General features: G+C 68.7%; 19 protein-coding genes. 6 read left to right on the top strand and 13 right to left on the bottom strand.

The genetic code is table 11. From position 1 onward, the window contains the following. Window positions 1–176: 176 nt before the first annotated feature. From ACIHAO_RS22045 to ACIHAO_RS22035, 3 genes are all read right to left on the bottom strand, one after another. Window positions 177–1,457: a heparan-alpha-glucosaminide N-acetyltransferase domain-containing protein gene (locus tag ACIHAO_RS22045; RefSeq protein ID WP_396560542.1), complete on the bottom strand. Its 1,281-nt coding sequence runs from the start codon at window positions 1,455–1,457 to the stop codon at window positions 177–179. Window positions 1,458–1,571: 114 nt separating this feature from the next. Continuing rightward, window positions 1,572–1,802, bottom strand: coding sequence for a DUF3107 domain-containing protein (locus tag ACIHAO_RS22040; RefSeq protein WP_005167610.1), 231 nt, complete (start codon window positions 1,800–1,802; stop codon window positions 1,572–1,574). Between the two features lie 59 nt (window positions 1,803–1,861). Continuing rightward, entirely contained in the window at window positions 1,862–2,515 is a 654-nt protein-coding gene (locus tag ACIHAO_RS22035; protein WP_125796623.1) for a ferritin-like fold-containing protein, read from the bottom strand. A 548-nt stretch (window positions 2,516–3,063) separates the two neighbouring features. Between ACIHAO_RS22035 and ACIHAO_RS22030 the strand changes: the two genes are divergently transcribed. Beyond that, entirely contained in the window at window positions 3,064–4,665 is a 1,602-nt protein-coding gene (locus tag ACIHAO_RS22030; protein WP_396560539.1) for a DEAD/DEAH box helicase, read from the top strand. A gap of 35 nt (window positions 4,666–4,700) precedes the next feature. Next, window positions 4,701–6,098, top strand: coding sequence for a hypothetical protein (locus ACIHAO_RS22025; protein WP_396560537.1), 1,398 nt, complete (start codon window positions 4,701–4,703; stop codon window positions 6,096–6,098). 42 nt (window positions 6,099–6,140) lie between these two features. On the opposite strand, the gene ACIHAO_RS22020 is transcribed toward ACIHAO_RS22025, so the two are convergent. The 7 genes from ACIHAO_RS22020 to ACIHAO_RS21990 form a co-directional block, all read right to left on the bottom strand. Then, window positions 6,141–6,824 carry a hypothetical protein gene (locus tag ACIHAO_RS22020; RefSeq protein WP_396560535.1) on the bottom strand — a complete coding sequence of 228 codons (684 nt, stop codon included), beginning with the start codon at window positions 6,822–6,824 and terminating at the stop codon, window positions 6,141–6,143. A gap of 118 nt (window positions 6,825–6,942) precedes the next feature. Further along, complete coding sequence (locus ACIHAO_RS22015; RefSeq protein WP_396560533.1) at window positions 6,943–7,287, bottom strand: hypothetical protein; 345 nt, start codon at window positions 7,285–7,287, stop codon at window positions 6,943–6,945. Window positions 7,288–7,321: 34 nt separating this feature from the next. Further along, window positions 7,322–8,182 carry a RecB family exonuclease gene (locus tag ACIHAO_RS22010; RefSeq protein ID WP_396560531.1) on the bottom strand — a complete coding sequence of 287 codons (861 nt, stop codon included), beginning with the start codon at window positions 8,180–8,182 and terminating at the stop codon, window positions 7,322–7,324. 329 nt (window positions 8,183–8,511) lie between these two features. After that, a complete protein-coding gene (locus ACIHAO_RS22005; RefSeq protein ID WP_396560529.1) occupies window positions 8,512–9,141 on the bottom strand; it encodes a MarC family protein in 630 nt (209 codons plus the stop codon). Continuing rightward, window positions 9,138–10,001 carry a PHP domain-containing protein gene (locus ACIHAO_RS22000; protein WP_199746269.1) on the bottom strand — a complete coding sequence of 288 codons (864 nt, stop codon included), beginning with the start codon at window positions 9,999–10,001 and terminating at the stop codon, window positions 9,138–9,140. Before ACIHAO_RS22000 ends, ACIHAO_RS22005 begins: the two co-directional genes overlap by 4 nt. Window positions 10,002–10,052: 51 nt before the next feature. Beyond that, a complete protein-coding gene (locus ACIHAO_RS21995) occupies window positions 10,053–10,613 on the bottom strand; it encodes a PH domain-containing protein (RefSeq protein ID WP_034313292.1) in 561 nt (186 codons plus the stop codon). Between the two features lie 24 nt (window positions 10,614–10,637). After that, a complete protein-coding gene (locus ACIHAO_RS21990) occupies window positions 10,638–10,799 on the bottom strand; it encodes a hypothetical protein (RefSeq protein WP_005167589.1) in 162 nt (53 codons plus the stop codon). Between the two features lie 186 nt (window positions 10,800–10,985). On the opposite strand from ACIHAO_RS21990, the gene ACIHAO_RS21985 reads away from it, so the two are divergent. Continuing rightward, a complete protein-coding gene (locus ACIHAO_RS21985; protein ID WP_396560526.1) occupies window positions 10,986–11,414 on the top strand; it encodes an NUDIX hydrolase in 429 nt (142 codons plus the stop codon). A 143-nt stretch (window positions 11,415–11,557) separates the two neighbouring features. Here ACIHAO_RS21985 and ACIHAO_RS21980 read toward each other — a convergent pair whose 3' ends face one another. After that, complete coding sequence (locus tag ACIHAO_RS21980; protein WP_396560524.1) at window positions 11,558–12,661, bottom strand: DUF2332 domain-containing protein; 1,104 nt, start codon at window positions 12,659–12,661, stop codon at window positions 11,558–11,560. A gap of 33 nt (window positions 12,662–12,694) precedes the next feature. Next, window positions 12,695–13,273 (bottom strand): MaoC family dehydratase, encoded by a 579-nt coding sequence (locus ACIHAO_RS21975; RefSeq protein ID WP_396560522.1) that lies wholly within the window; start codon window positions 13,271–13,273, stop codon window positions 12,695–12,697. Window positions 13,274–13,523: 250 nt separating this feature from the next. Between ACIHAO_RS21975 and corA the strand changes: the two genes are divergently transcribed. The 3 genes from corA to ACIHAO_RS21960 all read left to right on the top strand — a co-directional run bounded on the left by corA (window position 13,524) and on the right by ACIHAO_RS21960 (window position 16,280). After that, window positions 13,524–14,612, top strand: a complete 1,089-nt coding sequence (gene corA / locus ACIHAO_RS21970; protein ID WP_125780955.1) for a magnesium/cobalt transporter CorA — start codon at window positions 13,524–13,526, stop codon at window positions 14,610–14,612. 178 nt (window positions 14,613–14,790) lie between these two features. Next, on the top strand, window positions 14,791–15,444 hold the full coding sequence (locus tag ACIHAO_RS21965; protein WP_396560520.1) for a metallophosphoesterase: 654 nt from the start codon (window positions 14,791–14,793) through the stop codon (window positions 15,442–15,444). After that, window positions 15,441–16,280: a chromosome partitioning protein ParB gene (locus tag ACIHAO_RS21960; RefSeq protein ID WP_396560518.1), complete on the top strand. Its 840-nt coding sequence runs from the start codon at window positions 15,441–15,443 to the stop codon at window positions 16,278–16,280. The genes ACIHAO_RS21965 and ACIHAO_RS21960 overlap by 4 nt, the downstream gene beginning before the upstream one ends. A gap of 206 nt (window positions 16,281–16,486) precedes the next feature. Here the strand turns inward: ACIHAO_RS21960 and ACIHAO_RS21955 are convergent, their stop codons facing one another. Beyond that, window positions 16,487–18,010, bottom strand: a complete 1,524-nt coding sequence (locus tag ACIHAO_RS21955; protein ID WP_396560516.1) for an MFS transporter — start codon at window positions 18,008–18,010, stop codon at window positions 16,487–16,489. Window positions 18,011–18,015 lie beyond the last annotated feature (5 nt).

Below are 18,015 nucleotides of genomic sequence, written 5' to 3'. Positions count from 1 at the left end.
CCTCTGTTTAAATAATTTGTCTGTTTCTTTTTTCGCGCTGTTTCGGGGTTTTTTGGGGGGGGGTGTTTCGCCCCCCCCCCCACCCCGGGGGGTTTTTTTTGTGTCTCTAACACCCCAAAAACCCCCCCCCCCTCGACCACTGCCTCAGACCCACCTCTAAACGCGCGCGAAGGTCGTCAGCCCCGTCGTTGAGCGGGCACCCGTATCACCGCGCCCAGGTACTTCGGCCAGCTCGACAGCTTGTTCATCGCCCATTCCAGCGGCCCGCGCCCGACGAACTTCCGCCACAGCACCGCGGCGGTCAGCGCGACCACCGAGAACTCGACGAAGTGCAGCACGCTGAAGATCGCATCGCCGTCGCTCTCGTCCCACAGCAGCGCGATCGCCACGAAATGCAGCACGTACGCGCTCAGCACCCGCCCGCCCAGGTCCGAAAGCGGCCGCAGCACGCGCTCGAACTTCGGCATCAGCAGCTGGCAGCCGCCGATCACCGCCGCCGCGATCCCGATCGAGATCAGCAGGTCGAACGGCGTGTACGAGGTGCCCGTCGGCAGCAGTTCCCAGGCCCAGCTGGTGGTCGGCGGCGTGCCGTGGATCCAGGTCTGGTGGAGCCGGAGGAATTCCGGCGGCGTCATCCCCATCTGCGCGGCGGCCGGTTCCAGTGAGCGGTAGACGGCCTGCATGCCGCCGAGCGGCCCGGTCGCGAGCCAGGACACGAGGTAACCGCCGACCGCGAGCGCCGATCCGCCGAAGAACAGCCGACGGCACACGCTGCGCGACGTCAGGTCCATCCGCCCGAGCGACATCCCCGCGAACACGTACGCCATCAGCGTCAACGCGGGAAAGGTCCCGGTCAGGACGAGAACGGTCGCGGCCTTCAGCAGCCCGGTCGAGGTGACATCGTCCGCGGTCAGGTCCGGCGCGAAGAAGAGCAGGTCGCGGGGAAGCAGTTGCGCTCTGATCAGATGCGAGAGCAGCGGGCCCGCCACGGCGACGACGACCGCCGCGATCGCCAGCGCCTTCGCGCCCGCGCGCAGCCACGGGATCGCGAAGAGGAAACAGGCCCCGTAGTAGGCCAGGATCACCATGTAGCCGGTTTCGAGGCTGGTCAGCCACAGTCCCAGCGCCACCAGCAGCGGTGCCCGGGTCGCCAGCTTGAGCGCGACGCGCGTCCGGTCGCGGCCCAGTTTCGGGCGGCGTCCGCCGGACATCAGCGCGATCGAGACCCCGGCCAGTACCGCGAACAACGCCGCGGAATGGCCTTCGAACGGTTTGAACAGCACCCCGACGCCGCCTTTGGCGGGATCGGGGCCGACATGCACCGCGTACATGCCGAGGACGGCCAAGCCGCGGGCGACATCGATGCCGGTCAGCCGACCAGCGGCCCGCTTGCCTTGTTCGGGAACTGTACGCACGCCGTCGACCAGCGCGCGGTCCATCACAGTGACGCCGTCCACCTCATTTCTCGGCTAGCCCCCTGCCGTCCCCGCCTTAGCGTGACGATCAAATCTGAGAGCTGGCTGAGACGCGGCGGTGACGCCACTGTGACATCCGACTACAACCCGATCGGGTTAACCACCAACAGCGAAGCCGACCTTGCGAACGTCTGACGGCGCGATCTCGACGTAGGCGATCCGGTCGGTGGGCACGATGTACTTACGGCCCTTCTCGTCGTCGAGGCGGAAGATCCCGTCGCCGGCCCTCAAGGCGTTCGCGACCAGTTCCTCGACCTCGTCGGGCGACTGGCTGCTGGACACCACGAGCTCCCGCGGCGTGTCCTTGATGCCGATCTTGACCTCCACGTGGGACCTCCGCTTGAAAGTTCGAAATTACTGGCCCGCCAAGGCTAGCCGAAGAGACGTCAGCCGAGCCCCAGCACCTGCATGCGTTTGGTGTGCCCCTGCTGCAACCGGCGGAACAACGCGGCGATTCCCGAAAGGTCGCCGGAGCCTTCGACGATCAGCTCGGCGAGCCCGTCCCGCTCGGCGACGACGTACTGGGCCTGCGTCAACGCCTCGCCCAGCAGGCGGCGGCCCCACAGCGCGAGTTTGTCCCGCGCCTTCGGGTCGGCCTCGATCCCGGCCGCGACTTCGCGTTCGGCGAACGCGGAATGCCCCGTGTCGGCGAGCACGGTGAGCACCAGATCCTTGGTTTCGGGGTCGAGCCAGCTGGCCATCTCGCGGTAGAGGTCCGCCGCGAGCCCGTCGCCGACGTAGGCCTTCACCAGTGACTCGAGCCAGGAACGCGGCGCCGTGGAGGCATGCCAGGCGTCGATGTGCCCGACGAAGGGCCGCATGGCGTCTTCGATCGCGACACCGTGCCCCGCGAGGTGCTTGGTGAGCAGGTCGTAGTGCCCGATCTCGGCGGCCGCCATGGACGCCAGCGCGGCCCGGCCGGACAGCGTCGGCGCGGTGCGCGCGTCCTCGGCCAAGCGGTCGAACGCGGACAGTTCCCCATAGGCGAGTACGCCGAGCAAATCGACTACGCCCTCGCTGATCTGCTTTGCCTCCGTCACGGCGGAAAGGGTATCGCCGAACACACCCGCCCGGACGGGAAGAGACCGATCCCACCCTTGTCGGCGCGGCGGGGGTTTTGGCCGGAAAGAGAGCCTGCCCACCTCCGGCGCGGCGGGGATTTCGGCCGGAAAGAGAGCTCCCCCACCTCCGGCGCGGCGGGGACTATCAGAAAACCGCAGATCAGGTAGACTGGCGGCCGGATACGACGGATCATCCGTCCCGGATCGGGACGCTGCTGCGGCTGAAGGACAGCCGGTGCGGCTCCGATCAGCGCAAGAATGATGTGCGTGCACGCCATCCTGCGGCATTCCCACGAAGGGCCGCTTCAGCGCCAGTAGCGCGGAGCCCGAGCGAATTTTCGTGGTCGAGTGTCGATCGGTGACCAGGGCAGTGCGCGCTGGTCACGAGAGAGGCGAGCACCCTGACCACGAACGAAAACACGCCCGAAGACAACCCCGCCGGCGTTCCGGAGGCCGTCGCGCTGGAGCACAGCGAGTCAGGCCCGGCGGCGCTCGACGTGTCGCACCCGCTGCAGGCGGGCGCACCGGTGGAACCCGAAGCCCCCTCCTTCGCTTCCTTCGGCGTCAAGCCGGAGATCGTGAAGGCGCTGAGCGAGGCCGGGATCGAGCGCACCTTCGCCATCCAGGCACTGACGCTGCCGCTGGCCATGGCCGGCGACGACCTGATCGGCCAGGCCCGTACGGGCATGGGCAAGACGCTGGGCTTCGGTGTCCCGCTGCTGCACCGCGTCGAGGTCCCCGGCGACGGCACCCCGCAGGTGCTGGTCGTCGTGCCGACCCGTGAGCTGTGCATCCAGGTCGCGAACGACCTCAAGGGCGCGGGCAAGCACCTCGGCATCCGCACACTGGCCATCTACGGTGGCCGCCCCTACGAGCCGCAGATCGCGGCGCTCCGCAGCGGTGTCGACGTCGTCATCGGCACCCCGGGCCGCCTGCTGGACCTGGCCGAGCAGAAGCACCTGGTGCTGGGCAAGGTCCGCGGTCTGGTGCTGGACGAGGCCGACGAGATGCTCGACCTGGGCTTCCTGCCCGACATCGAGCGCATCCTGCGGATGGTCCCGGACAAGCGCCAGACGATGCTGTTCTCGGCGACCATGCCGGGCCCGATCATCACGCTGGCCCGCACGTTCCTCACTCAGCCGACGCACATCCGCGCCGAGGAGAACGACGCCGGCGCCATCCACGAGCGCACCACCCAGTTCGTCTACCGGGCGCACTCGATGGACAAGCCCGAGCTGATCGCCCGGGCGCTGCAGGCCGAAGGCCGTGGCCTGACGATGATCTTCACCCGCACCAAGCGCACCGCGCAGAAGGTCGCCGACGAGCTCGTCGAGCGCGGCTTCGCGGCCGCCGCCGTGCACGGTGACCTGGGCCAGGGCGCCCGCGAGCAGGCACTGCGCGCGTTCCGCGCCGGCAAGGTCGACGTGCTGGTCGCCACCGATGTCGCCGCCCGCGGTATCGACATCGACGACGTCACGCACGTGATCAACTACCAGACGCCGGAGGACGAGAAGACCTACGTCCACCGGATCGGCCGCACCGGCCGCGCCGGGCGCACCGGTGTCGCGATCACCCTCGTCGACTGGGACGAGACGCCGCGCTGGAAGATGATCTCGGACATCCTCGGGCTCGACATGCCCGAGCCCGCCGAGACGTACTCGTCGTCGAAGCACCTGTTCAGCGACCTGGGCATCCCCGAGGGCACCACCGGGCGCCTCCCGCTGTCGAAGCGGACCCGCGCCGGTCTTTCGGCCGAGGTCGAAGAAGACCTGGGTGGCAAGCGCCGCGGCCGTGGCCAGGGCCAGAGCCAGGGCCCGAAGGACGAAGAAGAAGCGCCCCGCAAGCGCAACCGCACGCCGCGCAAGCGGACCCGTGGCGGCGCGAACGCGGCCGCCAAGGTCGAGGCCGCAGACGCCGCGGCCGCTTCGGCGGAAGGCACCGAGGGCGACGCGTCGTCCGAGGGCCGCACGCGGTCCCGTCGCCGCAGCCGCGGCGCCGCCAAGCCGAGCCCGGAGGTCAGCGGCCCGGCGGTCGAGAAGGAGGCGGGCGACAGCGCCGAGCGTCCGGCTCGCCGACGCCGCCGTCGCCGTCCCTCGGCGACTTCTGATACACCTGCGTCGGCAGACTGAGAGCTTCAGACCTCGACGTGGGGAGCTAGGGGCACGTGAGCGAACGCTGGGACGCCGCGCCGGACGACGAACCGGCGCGGCCCGTGCCCGCCGATCCCGGACAGCCGTCGAGCGGTACCGAACCGCGGACGGCCGAAAACGCGATCGGCACGGAAGACGTGCTGGACGCCGAACCCGCCGCGGCGGTGGCCATCGAGCCACCGCTGGGCGGGAAACGCGCCCGGCGCTCGCCGTGGAACCGCACGAGGGATCGTGTGCTCGCCGCGGCGATCGTGGTGGTCGTCGCCGTCGCCGGCGTCGTCATCGGCGTGAACAGCGACAACGCGGCGACCGTCGCGCAGGTCGCCAACACCATGCCGCCCGGGCTCCCGCCCGCCCCGGCGGAAGTGCCCGGCTCGCTGACCGAGCTGTGGCAGGCACCGAGTTCGTCGACACCCGTCCCGATCGGCGAGGCCAACAGCGTCGTCACCGCGGACAAGGGCGAGGTGCTCGGCCGGGATCCGTACACCGGCGACGTCCGGTGGCGCTACTCCCGCGATCTCGAACTGTGCACGGTCGCGCTCGCCGGGATCAAGGTGGACGCGGTGTACCGCAAGGACACCGGTTGCAGCGAGGTCACCCAGCTCGACGCCGGCACCGGGCGCCGCACGGCGCAGCGCAACGGCGACGCCGAACTCGGGACCCGGCTGGTCGTCGACGGATCACACGTCACCACGACCGGCAAGAAACTGCTGAACACCTGGCGCGACGACCTGGTCAAGAGCATGGAGTACGGCCAGGTCCCCGCCATCGTGAACCCGAACAAGCAGCCGAGGACCGGCTGCACCTACGGCACGGTGGCCGCCGCGGCGGGCAAGATCGGCGTGGTCGAGCGCTGCCCCGGCGACCCGGCCGACCGCTTCACCGTCTACCGCGCGACCAACGACGAAGCCGACGACCCGAAGGTCGACTACAGCACCGTGCTCGCCGGCAAGAACGCGAAGGTCGTCGCGATGTCCGGCGATCTGGCGCTGATCGTGCTGCCCGAACAGAAACTGCTGGTCATCTACGGTGGCGACGGCCTCCAGAAGTCGGCGTACCCGCTCGACGTGCCCGACGCGGACATCACACAGGACCCGGTGGGCGGCGTCATGACGACCGCGTGGACCGCGCAGGGCGTCTACTGGTTCACCGGCTCGAAGACCATGGCGTTCTCGCGCGACGACCTCACGCCGCGCTGGACGCTGAACAACTCCGCCGGTCCCGGCGTGACCTTCGGGGAACAGCTGGTCGTGCCCATCCAGGGCGGGCTCGCCGTGCTCGACGAGACGACCGGGGCCACCATCCGCACCGTCGGTGTCGACAGGCGCGGCTACACCGGCCCGGTGGTGCTGTCGTCGGTCGGCCCGGTGCTGCTGGAGCAACGCGGTCCGACGCTGGTCGCGCTCAAGTGACCGGCGGGCGATAGCAAAGGTCCCTTGCTACCGCCCCCGTCGTCAGCCCGGCGTCGTGGACTTGGTGCGCAGCCGGCTGACTTCCTTCCAGCACCACTTGCCGTCTTCGCTCGCGAGCGTGCCGGTGGCGGTGGCGGGCCGCCCTGCGATGCTCAGCGTGACGGCCACCGTGTACTTGGTTTCGGAGACCTTCGTGAACGCGCCGATCGAAGCGTCCGACGCTTCGCCGACTCGATCGATGACCTGGTCGATGTCCTTTTCCGCGTTCGTGCACTTGAGCGCCGTCAACGCGGTCCCATCGTGGGCGTTGATGCCGTCGATGATCGCCCGCGCGGTGTCTTCCGGGCCGGCCGGTTTGCCGGGCTTGTCGTCACCGAGGAAGAAACCGGGAGCGACGAACCCGGTGATACCCAGCGTGATCACGACGACGGCAGCGGCGGCGATGGCCACGATCAGGCCGGTCTTGTTGTTCTTCGGCGGCGCGGGCGGCCCGCCGAAGCCCTGCGGGTACTGCTGGTTCTGGCCGTACTGCTGCTGGCCGTAGCCGGGATACTGCTGCTGCGGGTACGCGCCGCTCTGGTCGTAACCGCCCTGCGGGTACTGCTGCTGCCCGGGGTATTGCTGCTGTCCCGGGTACTGCTGCCCGCCTTGTTCGGGCTGCCCTGGGTACTGCTGCTGCCCGCCAGGGCCCTGGTCGGGCTGTCCTGGCTGGGGTGGGTAAGTCATCAACGGCGCCCTTCGTCCTCGCTGCAGGGCAGCGTGTTCATCTACGACATGCCCAGTGAGCCATAGTTTCGCAGGGACGGGAGGCATTTCTCCGGTCGATGGCACTTTCCTGCCGCGGTCAGCTCCACCAGAACAGGCTCAGAGCGGCCGTCACGCTCACCACGACGCCGAGACCCGCGAAGCCGGCGACGCGGCCGGCGCGCCCATCGACGACCCGCTGCGCCAGCAAGGCGAGCACCGCGGCGACCGGGTGGCCGATCAGCATCAGGAGACCGGGGCCCGGCGCCCCGGTGAACAGACAGATCGCGGCGATCGCGACCACGCACACCGCCAGTACGGTCATCCCGGCCGCGAGCGATCCGGTCAGCCCGCGCCAGAACCGGCCGCCGTCGGTCGCCCCGGGCGCGTTCCGCTCCGCGGGCGGCGGGGTGGTCGCGAGCTCTTCGGTGTCCGGTGACGACACGTCCTCGCCTGTCCAATCGTCGAATCTGGAGAATCTAGGGCGCCAGCAACTCCCACGGCTGAGCCGCGGGCCCGGCTTCCTGGCCTGCCGCGCAGCTGGGCCGGAAGTCGCACCATGAGCAACGGCGGCCCGGGCGCGCCGGGAACAACACGTCCTCGTCGCCGCCGGCGTCCAGGGTATCCGTTGCCAGGCGCAGGTCCCCGGCGGTCTCGTCGGCGCGTTGGAGATGCCGCTTGAGGCTCTCCTCGGTGTGCTCGGCGGCCGCGATGGTCCCGGTGGGCACGTGGTGCAGCTCCACCTGGTAGCACGGCGTCCGCAGCGTCCGGGCCGCGGCGACCGCGTACAGCGCCAAGGCCTGCGAAGAGCGCGCCTCGTACTCGTCCGGCTCACGGCGGCCGGTCTTGTAGTCGATGATCACCAGTTCCCGGCCGCGCTGGTCGATGCGGTCGGCGCGGCCCTCGATGATGAGGCTGGGCCCGCTGCCCGGCTCGAGCGTGACAGGCGCCGAAACCCAGCGCTCCAGCCCGACCGGATCGACGCTGACGTCGTTGTGCTCGACGTACTCCGCGACCCATGCCTTCGCCCTGGCGCGATACCGGGCGGCCTGGTCGGTGTCTTCGAACCCGGCGTCCTTCCAGTGTTCGGCGACGAGCGCCATCGCCCGCTGCGGCACGCGCTTGATCACCGGCAGGTCGAACAACGCCCGCAAAGCGTTGTGCACCACCGCGCCGAGCGTGCTGTGCGCCCACGCGCCGGTGCGTGCCGGGGACGGGCGGTCCAGATACGACATGCGATAACGGCGCGGGCAATCTTCGAACGTCGCGAGGCGCGCGGGCGAGACCTTCGTCAGCTTGCGCGGCGCCTCGACGCCGAAGTCGAAACCAATCTGCTCCATCGGATCACCCCGTCCGCAACGCTACGCACCCCCACCGACACTTTTCGAGGGGATCCCCAGGAAGGGAGCAAGGGACCTTTGCTATCGCTTCGGCCCTCAGCCGGGCGTGCCGGTCCGTGAAGGCCTCCTTCACTACCTTCAGCGCACTTGCTTGAAGGGTACGGCGAACGCGGTATGGGGGGTGGTCCGGCACTCGGTCCCGGTGTCCCCAATGTGGCATTGGAGACGCTGAGCGTCTCCAATGCCACATTGGGGACACCGAACGAACCGGGAGGCCCTCACAGACGCCGAGTCCCGGAGCTAGGGACTTTGCTATCACCGGCGCCCGGTCACGTGCCCGCGATGAAGCCCTTCACCGAGTTCGCCACCAGCTCGACCGCGATCGCGGCCAGCAGCAGACCGGCGATCTTCGCCAGCAGCGTGATCCCGCTTTCCTTGATCAGCCGGATGACCACGCCCGAGTACCGCATGCACAGGTACAGCACGAAGTGCACAGTCACGATCGAAAGCGCGAGGGCCGCGTACGCGCCGACGTGCCCGTCGGCCTGCCGTACGAAGACGATGGTCGCGGCGATCGCGCCCGGGCCGGCGAGCAGCGGCGTCCCGAGCGGCACGAGCGCGACGTTGACGTCGTCGCCCGCCGCTTCGGCCTCGCCGCCGGTCTTGCCGGTGAGCAGTTGCAGCGCGATGAGCAGCAGCAACAGCCCGCCCGCACCTTGCAACGCCGGGATACCGATGCCGAGGTAGGACAGGATCGCTTGTCCCGCGACGGCGAACAGCGAGATCACCAGCAACGAGACCAGCACCGCCTGCCGCGCGGCCTTGGCGCGGAACGCCACCGGTTTCCGGCCGGTCAGGCTCAGGAACACCGGCACCGTGCCGGGCGGGTCCATGATCACGATCAGCGTGATCGTCGCGCTCATGAACAGGCGCGCGTCGAAGAAGTCCGTGATCGTCACCGGGTCACGACCTCGTAGCCGGTCGCCCGCGCGACGAGTTCTTCGAAGGCGAGCGGATCGGTGGTCTCGTCGCCGAGGTCGATGGTCTTGTTCGTGCCGTGATAGTCGCTCGACCCGGTGCGCACGAGCCCCAGCTCCCCCGCCAGCCCGTGCAGCCGGACGCGCGTCTCCTCGTCGTGGTTCGGGTGGTCGACCTCGACACCGGTGAGGCCGTGCTTCGCCAGCCCGGCGAGCACGTCGACGGTGATGGTCGCGCCGCGCGTGTACGCGAAGGGATGCGCGATGACGGTGACCCCGCCCGCCGCCGCGATCATGTCGATCGCGTCCTCCACGAGCGTGTCCTGCCGTGCCACGAAGTACCCGCTGCCGTTTCCGAGGTAGCTCCCGAATGCCTCGTTCACCGACGAGACGACACCGGCCCGCACCAGGGCCTGCGCGAGGTGGGGCCGTCCGGCCGAACCGTCCTCGGGCAGCAGCGACATGACCTCGTCGGGATCGACCGGCAGGCCGTCGGCGGCCATCCGCTCGGCCATCACGCGCAGCCGCCATCGCCGCTCCGACCGCAGCCGGGTCTGCTCGGCGACGACCGCGGGCGACGCCGGGTCGAAGAGGTACGCGAGCAGATGGACGCTGATATGCCGTCCGGTCACCGGATCGACGGAGATCGTGGACAGCTCGGCGCCGGGCACCAGGGTGAGCCCTGGCGGGAGTGCCTCGGCGGCCGGGGCCCAGCCGGCCGTGGTGTCGTGATCGGTGATCGCGACGACGTCGAGGCCCGCCTTCGCGGCGGCGGCGACCAGCCCGGCAGGGCTGTCGGTACCGTCGGAGGCGGTGGAGTGGGCGTGCAGGTCGATGCGCATCGCCGCTCAGTATCGACGATGCGCCAGGTCACAGCGACTCCGGGACCTGCGCTAACCGACCTTCTTCTTGCCGCGTGCCGCACGCTGCGCCTTGATCATCGAGAAGCGCTCGGCCTGCTTTTGCTTGTCACCGAAGACAAGCTCGGAAATCGTGTCGTAGAACTCTTCCGGCTTCGGCAGATAGTCGATGCGGTTCAGCGCCTGGATCTGACCGGCGGACTCGACCACCATGGTCCCGTACCCCATCATCCGGCCCCACGCCGAACGTTCGTAGGTGAGGTCGGTGACCTTGGTGATCGGCATCATCAGCACTTTCGTGGTGAAGACACCGGTGGTCATCACGAACCGCTTGTCCGTGACCACCAGGCGCTCGACCCACCACTCCATCACCACGTACGCGAAGCGCAGGATGATGAGCAACGCGGCATACCAGAGGATGTTCTGGATGACCCACGCGGCGGGCGGCAACAGGTAGGAGACCAGGACGCAGACGGCCAGCAGCGCGGCCGTCTCGAAGGTTTCCCACAACAGCACAGCCCAGTGCCGGCGGATCCTGATGACCCGCCGCTCGGTGTCGAGGAGATACTCGTCTGGATCGCGTGGGGCGAACATACCGATAGAGTATCCGCTCCCCCGCTAGCTGAAGACGTTGCTGACGAAGGTGATCACCGATTCGGCCGAGTCACGCAGGAAGCCGATGATGTTTCCCACGAGGCCCGCGGCCTGACCTGGCTGCGCGATCACGAAGAACAGCACCAACGCGATTCCTGCGAAAGTGAGGAGCTTTTTCGCGTTCACAGCGATCAATCCTGTCTCTTACGGTGACTGACTGCGGATACTGACTATTCATTTTGTACCGCACCTTCCACCCGCGCGGGAGGGAAGTCCCGCGCTTGGGTCAGCCGGCGAGGGGAAGTGTACCGTACGGCTACTCTCCGTGTACAGGACAGCCGTTGTCAGGAAGCCCGCGTCTACCATTCGGGAATGAACACCGTTTCGGACAGCACCGTCCGCTGTGTCGGCGGCATCGTCCACGACGAACTCGGGCGGATTCTGCTCATCCGGCGCGCGAATGAACCCGGACGTGGATTGTGGTCGGTCCCCGGCGGGCGGGTGGAACCAGGCGAAACGGACGAAGCGGCCGTGATCCGGGAGATGCGCGAAGAGACCGGGCTCGACGTGATACCGGGCACATACGTCGGCAACGCCCGCCGCGGCCCGTACGACATCCACGATTACGCCTGCGCGGTCGCCGGCGGCACTCTCCGTGCCGGGGACGACGCCGACGACGCCCGGTGGATCGACGCCGGAACCTTGATCGAACTCGACAAAGAGGGCCGGTTGGCCGAACTCCTGTTCGTCACTCTCCGCGACTGGGGAGTGCTGCCGACCGGGGACGTCGCGCCGTCTTGACGACCTGCCGTGTCCGGTTCGGCGAATACCGCGGGGATAAAGCGGCGCGGGAGGTGAAAATTATCCTTCCCGATGCTTTGCCGACATCTTCGAAGAGCCGAATGGGTAAACCTCGAGTCGGGCCTGCCGCTGCCCAGCCAGGCCTAAACCGGGAGCCAGGTCATCCGCTGCCCGTGCGGGGCCGTCCTCGCCAGCGCCCGCACGTCCGGGACACCGGCGTCCCAGCGGACGAGGCCGAGCACGGCCTGATCCGCGGGTCGGGCCAGATCGTCCCGGCCGGGCACCAAGTGCTCCAGCGCGGCGGCGTAGAACTCCTCGCTGACCCACCACAGCGGCCGGTCCGCGGCGAGTTCCCGCAAGGCCTCGAGGAAGCCCGCCCGCCGGTCCCCCAGGTACGCGAGCACGTGGCTGGTCAGCACGACGAGAGGCGCGTCGGCGGGCAGGGTGGCGGCCGCCGAGGCGAGATCGTCGACGGCGTCGCCGGCGATCAGGTCCGGCCGCTGCTTTCCCTGCGCCGCCGCGGCCGTGCGCAGGAGCCGGATCCGGTCCGGCTGGTCGGCCCAGACGCAGGCTTCGAGCCAGGCCAGTTCGTCTTCGTCGGCGAGGTCCACCGGGGCGCGGTCAAGGCCGGCGCGGGCGGTGATCGTCAGCTTTTTCGGCACCTTCGGCGTGACGGCGCCGGGCGCGAGGTCCAGCGCGCAGTGCAGGCCGACCGCGGTCTTCGCGGGACCGGCGGTGAGCTGTTCGCCGCCGTCGCACTGGTAGCGGTAGGCGTACTTGTCCAGGCCCAGGAGCAGTCCCGCGCTGCACCCGACCTCGAGCAGCGCGATCTTGCCGCCCGCTTCCTTCGCCGCCGTCGTCATCGCGGGGTAGAGCAGCGCGGCACGGCGGACCTCGTTGGTCTGCGTGTACCGCGAGGAGATGATCGCCCGCGCCTTGTCCGCCCGTTCCAGCAGGAACGAGCGGAACAGCGGCCACGTCTCCGAGTCCACGCCGTCGAAACCGCCGACGGACGGGTAGTACCGCGAGAGCGGGTGGATCGGGTCGGCCTGGATGAGCCGGTGCGCGGTCGCCAAAAGCAGCGTTCCGCGTGCTTCACCGCCGCGGGCGTCGGTCAGCAGACCGGCCACGTCGTCGTCCTCGGACGCCTTCGTCGCCAGGTGCTCGTACAGCGGCGAAACACCGGCCGCCTCGACCGTCGCGAACTTCCGCAGGCGGCTCTTGATCTCATCCAGCCCGATGGGCATCGACGCGCTCCCTCTTCCCGTTCGTGACACCCATTATTCGTGCGGGACGGGGCGGCCGGGCTGTTCACCGCCCCGGCTGTCACCGTAGGACCGCTTCGGCACCATCACCTTGCGACGGAAGACACACACGATCGTGCCGTCCTGCTTGTAGCCGCGGGTCTCGACGTAGACGACTCCGCGATCGTCCTTCGACTTCGACGGCGTCTTGTCCAGCACCTCGGTCTCGCCGTAGATGGTGTCCCCGTGGAAGGTCGGCTTCACGTGTTTCAGCGATTCGACCTCGAGGTTCGCGATCGCCTTGCCGGATACGTCCGGCACCGACATCCCCAGCAGCAGCGAGTAGATGTAGTTGCCGACCACGACGTTCTTGCCGAAGTCGGTGGTCTCCCCGGCATAGTGCGCGTCGAGGTGCAGCGGGTGGTGGTTCATGGTGATGAGGCAGAACAGGTGGTCGTCGTACTCGGTGACCGTTTTGCCCGGCCAGTGCTTGTAGACCGCGCCGACCTCGAACTCTTCGTAATAGCGACCGAACTGCACCCATTCCTCCTGCACGAGTAACGCGGCGTGAGCCTGGAACGACAGGCTTTCGTGTTGAGGAGTACCCTCGACCATTGGTGTCGGGTCGTCAACGCGACCCACACCACTGCGTAACCGTCCGCCGAGCCGAAGGAGGTGAGGAACCCGATGTCCAGTGGCGATAGTCCGCTTCCCAGTAGTCGCAGCGTTCCCCCCTTCACGTCTCGCCGGATCCCCACCTGGCAGGGCTGACGAAACCGGGAACGCTGGCCTAGCCGAGCGGCCCCCCGACCGCTTGGCCCGTCGTCTTCGCGCATCAACGCACGACGTCTGCCCAGGAGATCCCATGCCTGCCATTCCCTCGCTCGGCGGCCTTCGCGGCCGGAGCAACGGCCGCGCCAAGAGCGTCCCCGAACGCCCGCTGCCCGTCCCCCTTTCGGCGTACGTCGTCGACTGCGCGGTGTACGTGGAGGGCAAGCGCCTGCCCGGCCGTTGGACGCACGCCGAGGCGATCAAAGAGGTGCGCAAGCGGCACACGGGATTCGTCTGGATCGGCCTGCACGAGCCGGACGCGGTCCAGATCCAGGGCATCGCGGACACCTTCGGCCTGCACGAGCTGGCCGTCGAGGACGCGCTGGAAGCACACCAGCGGCCCAAGCTGGAGCGTTACGACGACACGCTGTTCATGGTGCTGAAGACGGTCCGCTACGTCGAGCACGAGTCGCCCGCGACGGCCAACGAGATCGTCGAGACCGGCGAGCTGATGGCGTTCCTCGGCCGCGACTTCGTGATCACCGTGCGGCACGGGAACCACTCGGGGCTCGCCCGGCTGCGCCGCGAGCTCGACCAGGACCCCGAGCGGCTCGACCTAGGGCCGTCCGCGGTGCTGCACGCGATCGCGGACCACGTCGTCGACCACTACCTCGACGTCACCACGGCGATCGAGTCGGACATCGACGAGATGGAGACGCACGTCTTCGCGCCGCGCTCCAAGGTGAGCGCCGAGCAGATCTACTTCATGAAGCGCGAAGTGCTGGAGCTGCGCCGCGCCGTCATGCCGCTGGGGACGCCGCTGCAGCGCCTCGCCGAGGGCTACACGCGGCTGATCCCGGACGAGGTCCGCTCGTACTTCCGCGACGTCTCCGACCACTTGACGACCGTGGCGGAGCGGGTCGCGAACTTCGACGAACTGCTGACCACCCTGGTCGACGCGACACTGGCGAAGATCACGCTCCAGCAGAACACCGACATGCGCAAGATCACCGCGTGGGCGGCGATCATCGCGGTCCCGACGGCGCTCGCCGGCATCTACGGGATGAACTTCGACTACATGCCGGAACTGCATTGGCGCTTCGGCTACCCGGTGGCGATGACGGTCATCTTCGGCGTCTGCATCCTGCTCTACCGAATATTCAGGAAGAACCGCTGGCTCTGACCCTTCTTCCGCGTTCGGCAGTTCTGGAGTTCCCTCATGCCAAGGATCCTGACCAACCTCAAGTTCTGGGCGCTGGCCTTCTGCGTCGTCTGGCTGGGCATCGTGATCGCGATCATCGCCAAGGACCCCGCGTTCGCGCACGGCCCGAAGTAGCGCCTCCGGCATTACGCTGGAGCGTATGAAAGCGCTGGTCGTCGCGGACGAGGTCGAAGAGCGGTTGTGGACGTCCGCCGTCCACCACCTGCCTGCCGACCTCGACCTCGTGGTCGGTGCCGGCGACCTGCCGTACGACTACCTCGAGTTCCTCGCCGGCGCGCTCGACGTGCCGTGCGTGTTCGTCCCTGGCAACCACGACCCGGACCTTTCCGGTTACACGCGCTACGGCGGACTGTCCATGAAGGACGGTTTCCCCACGGTGTGGCCCGGTCCGGCGGGCGGGGTGAACGCGGACGGCCGGGTCGTCGACGTCGGCGGGCTCCGCTTCGCCGGGCTCGGCGGTTCGGTCCGCTACAACGAAGGCCCGAACCAGTGGACGCAACGCCAGCAGGCCCGGCGCGCGCGGCGGCTGGTGCGCCGGGCCCGGTTCCGCCGCCGGCGGGACGGGCGGGACGTCGACGTCCTGCTCACCCACGCGCCGCCGCGGCACTGCGGCGACCGCGAGGATCCGCCGCACCGCGGCTTCGACTGTCTCCATCGCACGATCGAGTCGCTGCGGCCGAAGTGGTTGCTGCACGGGCATATCCACCCGCACGGCGAACCCGTGCCGGACCGGGTGGTCGGCGGGACCACGGTACGCAACGTCGTCGGGCACCGGATCATGGAGTTCTCATGAAGGACACGGGTTTTCCCCGCGCGGACGCGGAACACGACTTCCTTCGCGCGCGACGGCGTCAGGTCCTCTCCCGGCTGGCGACCTGGCTGCGCCGCGAGCCCGACGACGTCAACATCATGCTGCCGTTCCACGAGGTGGTCGACGCGCTCGGCTACCTCGGCGAGCGGAAGATCGGGGCGCGGGTGATCCGGCTCGATTCGATCGTCGGCAGCGTCGACCGCGGCCGCGACTTCGACCGCCGCTTCCGCCCGACGTCCGGCCGCGTCCGCGAACGCTGGGAACGGCTGGCGCTCGCCACCAGGCGCGGCGAGTCGATTCCGCCGATCGAGGTGTACCGCGTCGGCGAACTGCACTTCATCATCGACGGGCACCACCGCGTTTCGGTGGCGCACGCGATGCGACTGTCCACAATAGAGGCGATGGTCACCGAGGTGCGGACCAAACTGGACCCGAGCGGGATCCGGTACCGCGGCGACCTGATCGTGAAGGACTACCGGCGGCTGTTCCTGGAACGCGTCCCGCTGTCCGGGCACTCGCGGGCTTCGGTGGTGTTCACCGACCCGTGGGACTACGCGCGGCTCGGCGAGCACGTGGAGGCGTGGGGCTTCCGGCTGATGCAGGACGAAGGCGCGTACTCGGACCGCGCGACACTCGCGCAGCGCTGGTTCGACGAGGAGTTCGTGCCGGTGGTGGCGATGCTGCGGCAGGCGGACCTGATCGGCGACCGGACCGACGCCGAGGCGTACCTGTGGGTGGCTTGCGAGCGGTACCGGCTGATCCGGACGCACCGGTGGGACGACGAGGTCTTCGAAGCGGTGCGGTCACAGTCCCGCTGAGGGTCCCTCAAGTGTCATGAAAGGGTCGTTCAGGACACTTCTTGTCCTGAACGACCCTTTCATGACATCCGGCGGTGCGTGAAGGACGCCTTCCTCGCATGCCATGCGGCGAAAGTCCCCTTCAGCCCCCGCCAGGATTGAAAGCTGAGATGAAAGGCCCCTTCATTGCAAAATTTGCAATGAAGGGGCCTTTCATTGCACTCCCCCTACATGTGGACGGCGACCGGAGCACCCTCCGAAGCGCCCGCCGGCGCCTTCGCCGGGGCACCGGACCGCAGCAGCAGCCCGCAGATCACCGCACCGATGACGAAGATCCACCCGCCCCACACGAAAGCGGTCGTGTAACTGTGCACAGCCGCTTCGGCCGCGAGTTGCGGCGAAGGCGCCCTCCCGGCCGCGAACGACGTCGCGGCGTTGCCCGCCAGCGTGCTCAGCAGCGCGGTCCCGATCGAGCCGCCGACCTGCTGCGCGGTGTTGACCGCAGCCGACGCGACACCGGCGTCGCGGGTGTCGACGCCGAAGGTCGCGACGCTCATCGCGGGCGCCATGGCGAGGCCGATACCGATGCCCATGATCATCAGCGGGAACAGCACCCCGCTGGCGTACGTGCTGGTGGTGTCGATGGCCGAGAGCCAGAAGAGGCCCGCGCCGGCGATCAGCATTCCCAGTGACACCAACGGTTTCGCGCCGAACTTCGGCAACAGGATCGCGGTCGCCGACGTCGCGCTGAGCATCAGGGTGGCGACCATCGGCAGGAACGCGACCCCGCTCTGCACCGGCGTGAACCCGAGGTTCAGCTGGATGTAGAAGGTGAGGAACAGGAAGATCGAGAACATCCCGATGGCGAGCAGGAACATCGCGAGATACGAGCCGCCGCGGTCGCGGTCGAGCAGCACGCGCATCGGCAGGAGCGGGTGTTCGGCCCGTTGCTGGATCGCCACGAACGCGGCGAGCAGCACGACACCGGCGGCGAGGAAACCCCAGACCGTGATCGAGGACCACGAGTCGCGCTCGGCGTTCGCGAAGCCGTAGACCAGCGCGAACAGGCCGGCCGACGCGGTGATCGTGCCAGGGATGTCGAGCTTCGGGCGTGGGCCGTCGGTCTCGGAGTTCTTCAGCAGCACGGCCGAACCGGCGAACGCGATCACCGCGAAGACGATGTTGACGTACATCGACCAGCGCCAGTCGAGGTATTCGGTCAGCACGCCGCCGAGCAGCAGGCCGATCGCCGCGCCGCCGCCACCGATCGCGCCGAAGACACCGAAGGCCTTACCGCGTTCCTTCGGGTCGGTGAACGTGGTGGTCAGCAGCGAGAGGGCCGCCGGGGCGAGAAGCGCGCCGAAGACACCCTGCGCGGCACGGGCGACGAGCAGCATTTCGATGCTGGTGGCGGCACCGCCGATCGCCGACACGATGGCGAAACCGGCGAGCCCGACGAGGAACGCGCGTTTGCGGCCGAAGAGGTCCGCGAGCCGTCCGCCCAGCAGGAGCAGGCTGCCGAACGCGAGTGCGTAGGCGGTGACGACCCACTGGCGCGCGTCGTTCGAGAAGCCGAGATCCTGCTGCGCCGACGGGAGCGCGATGTTCACGACGGTGGCGTCGAGCACCACCATCAGCTGGGCGAGGCCGATCATCACCAGGATCAGCCATCTTCTGGCGTGGTGCGGGTTGGTGTGCTGCGCGGCCGCGTCCCCCGGCGGCGTGGCGACAGCGGTGGATGAGTCAGACATACGGG

Origin of the sequence: Amycolatopsis sp. NPDC052450 (assembly GCF_044547565.1) — a bacterium.
Classification (GTDB): Bacteria; Actinomycetota; Actinomycetes; order Mycobacteriales; family Pseudonocardiaceae; genus Amycolatopsis.
The sequence above is the reverse complement of the archived record's forward strand: the minus strand, read 5'-3'. Positions and strand labels throughout refer to the sequence as shown.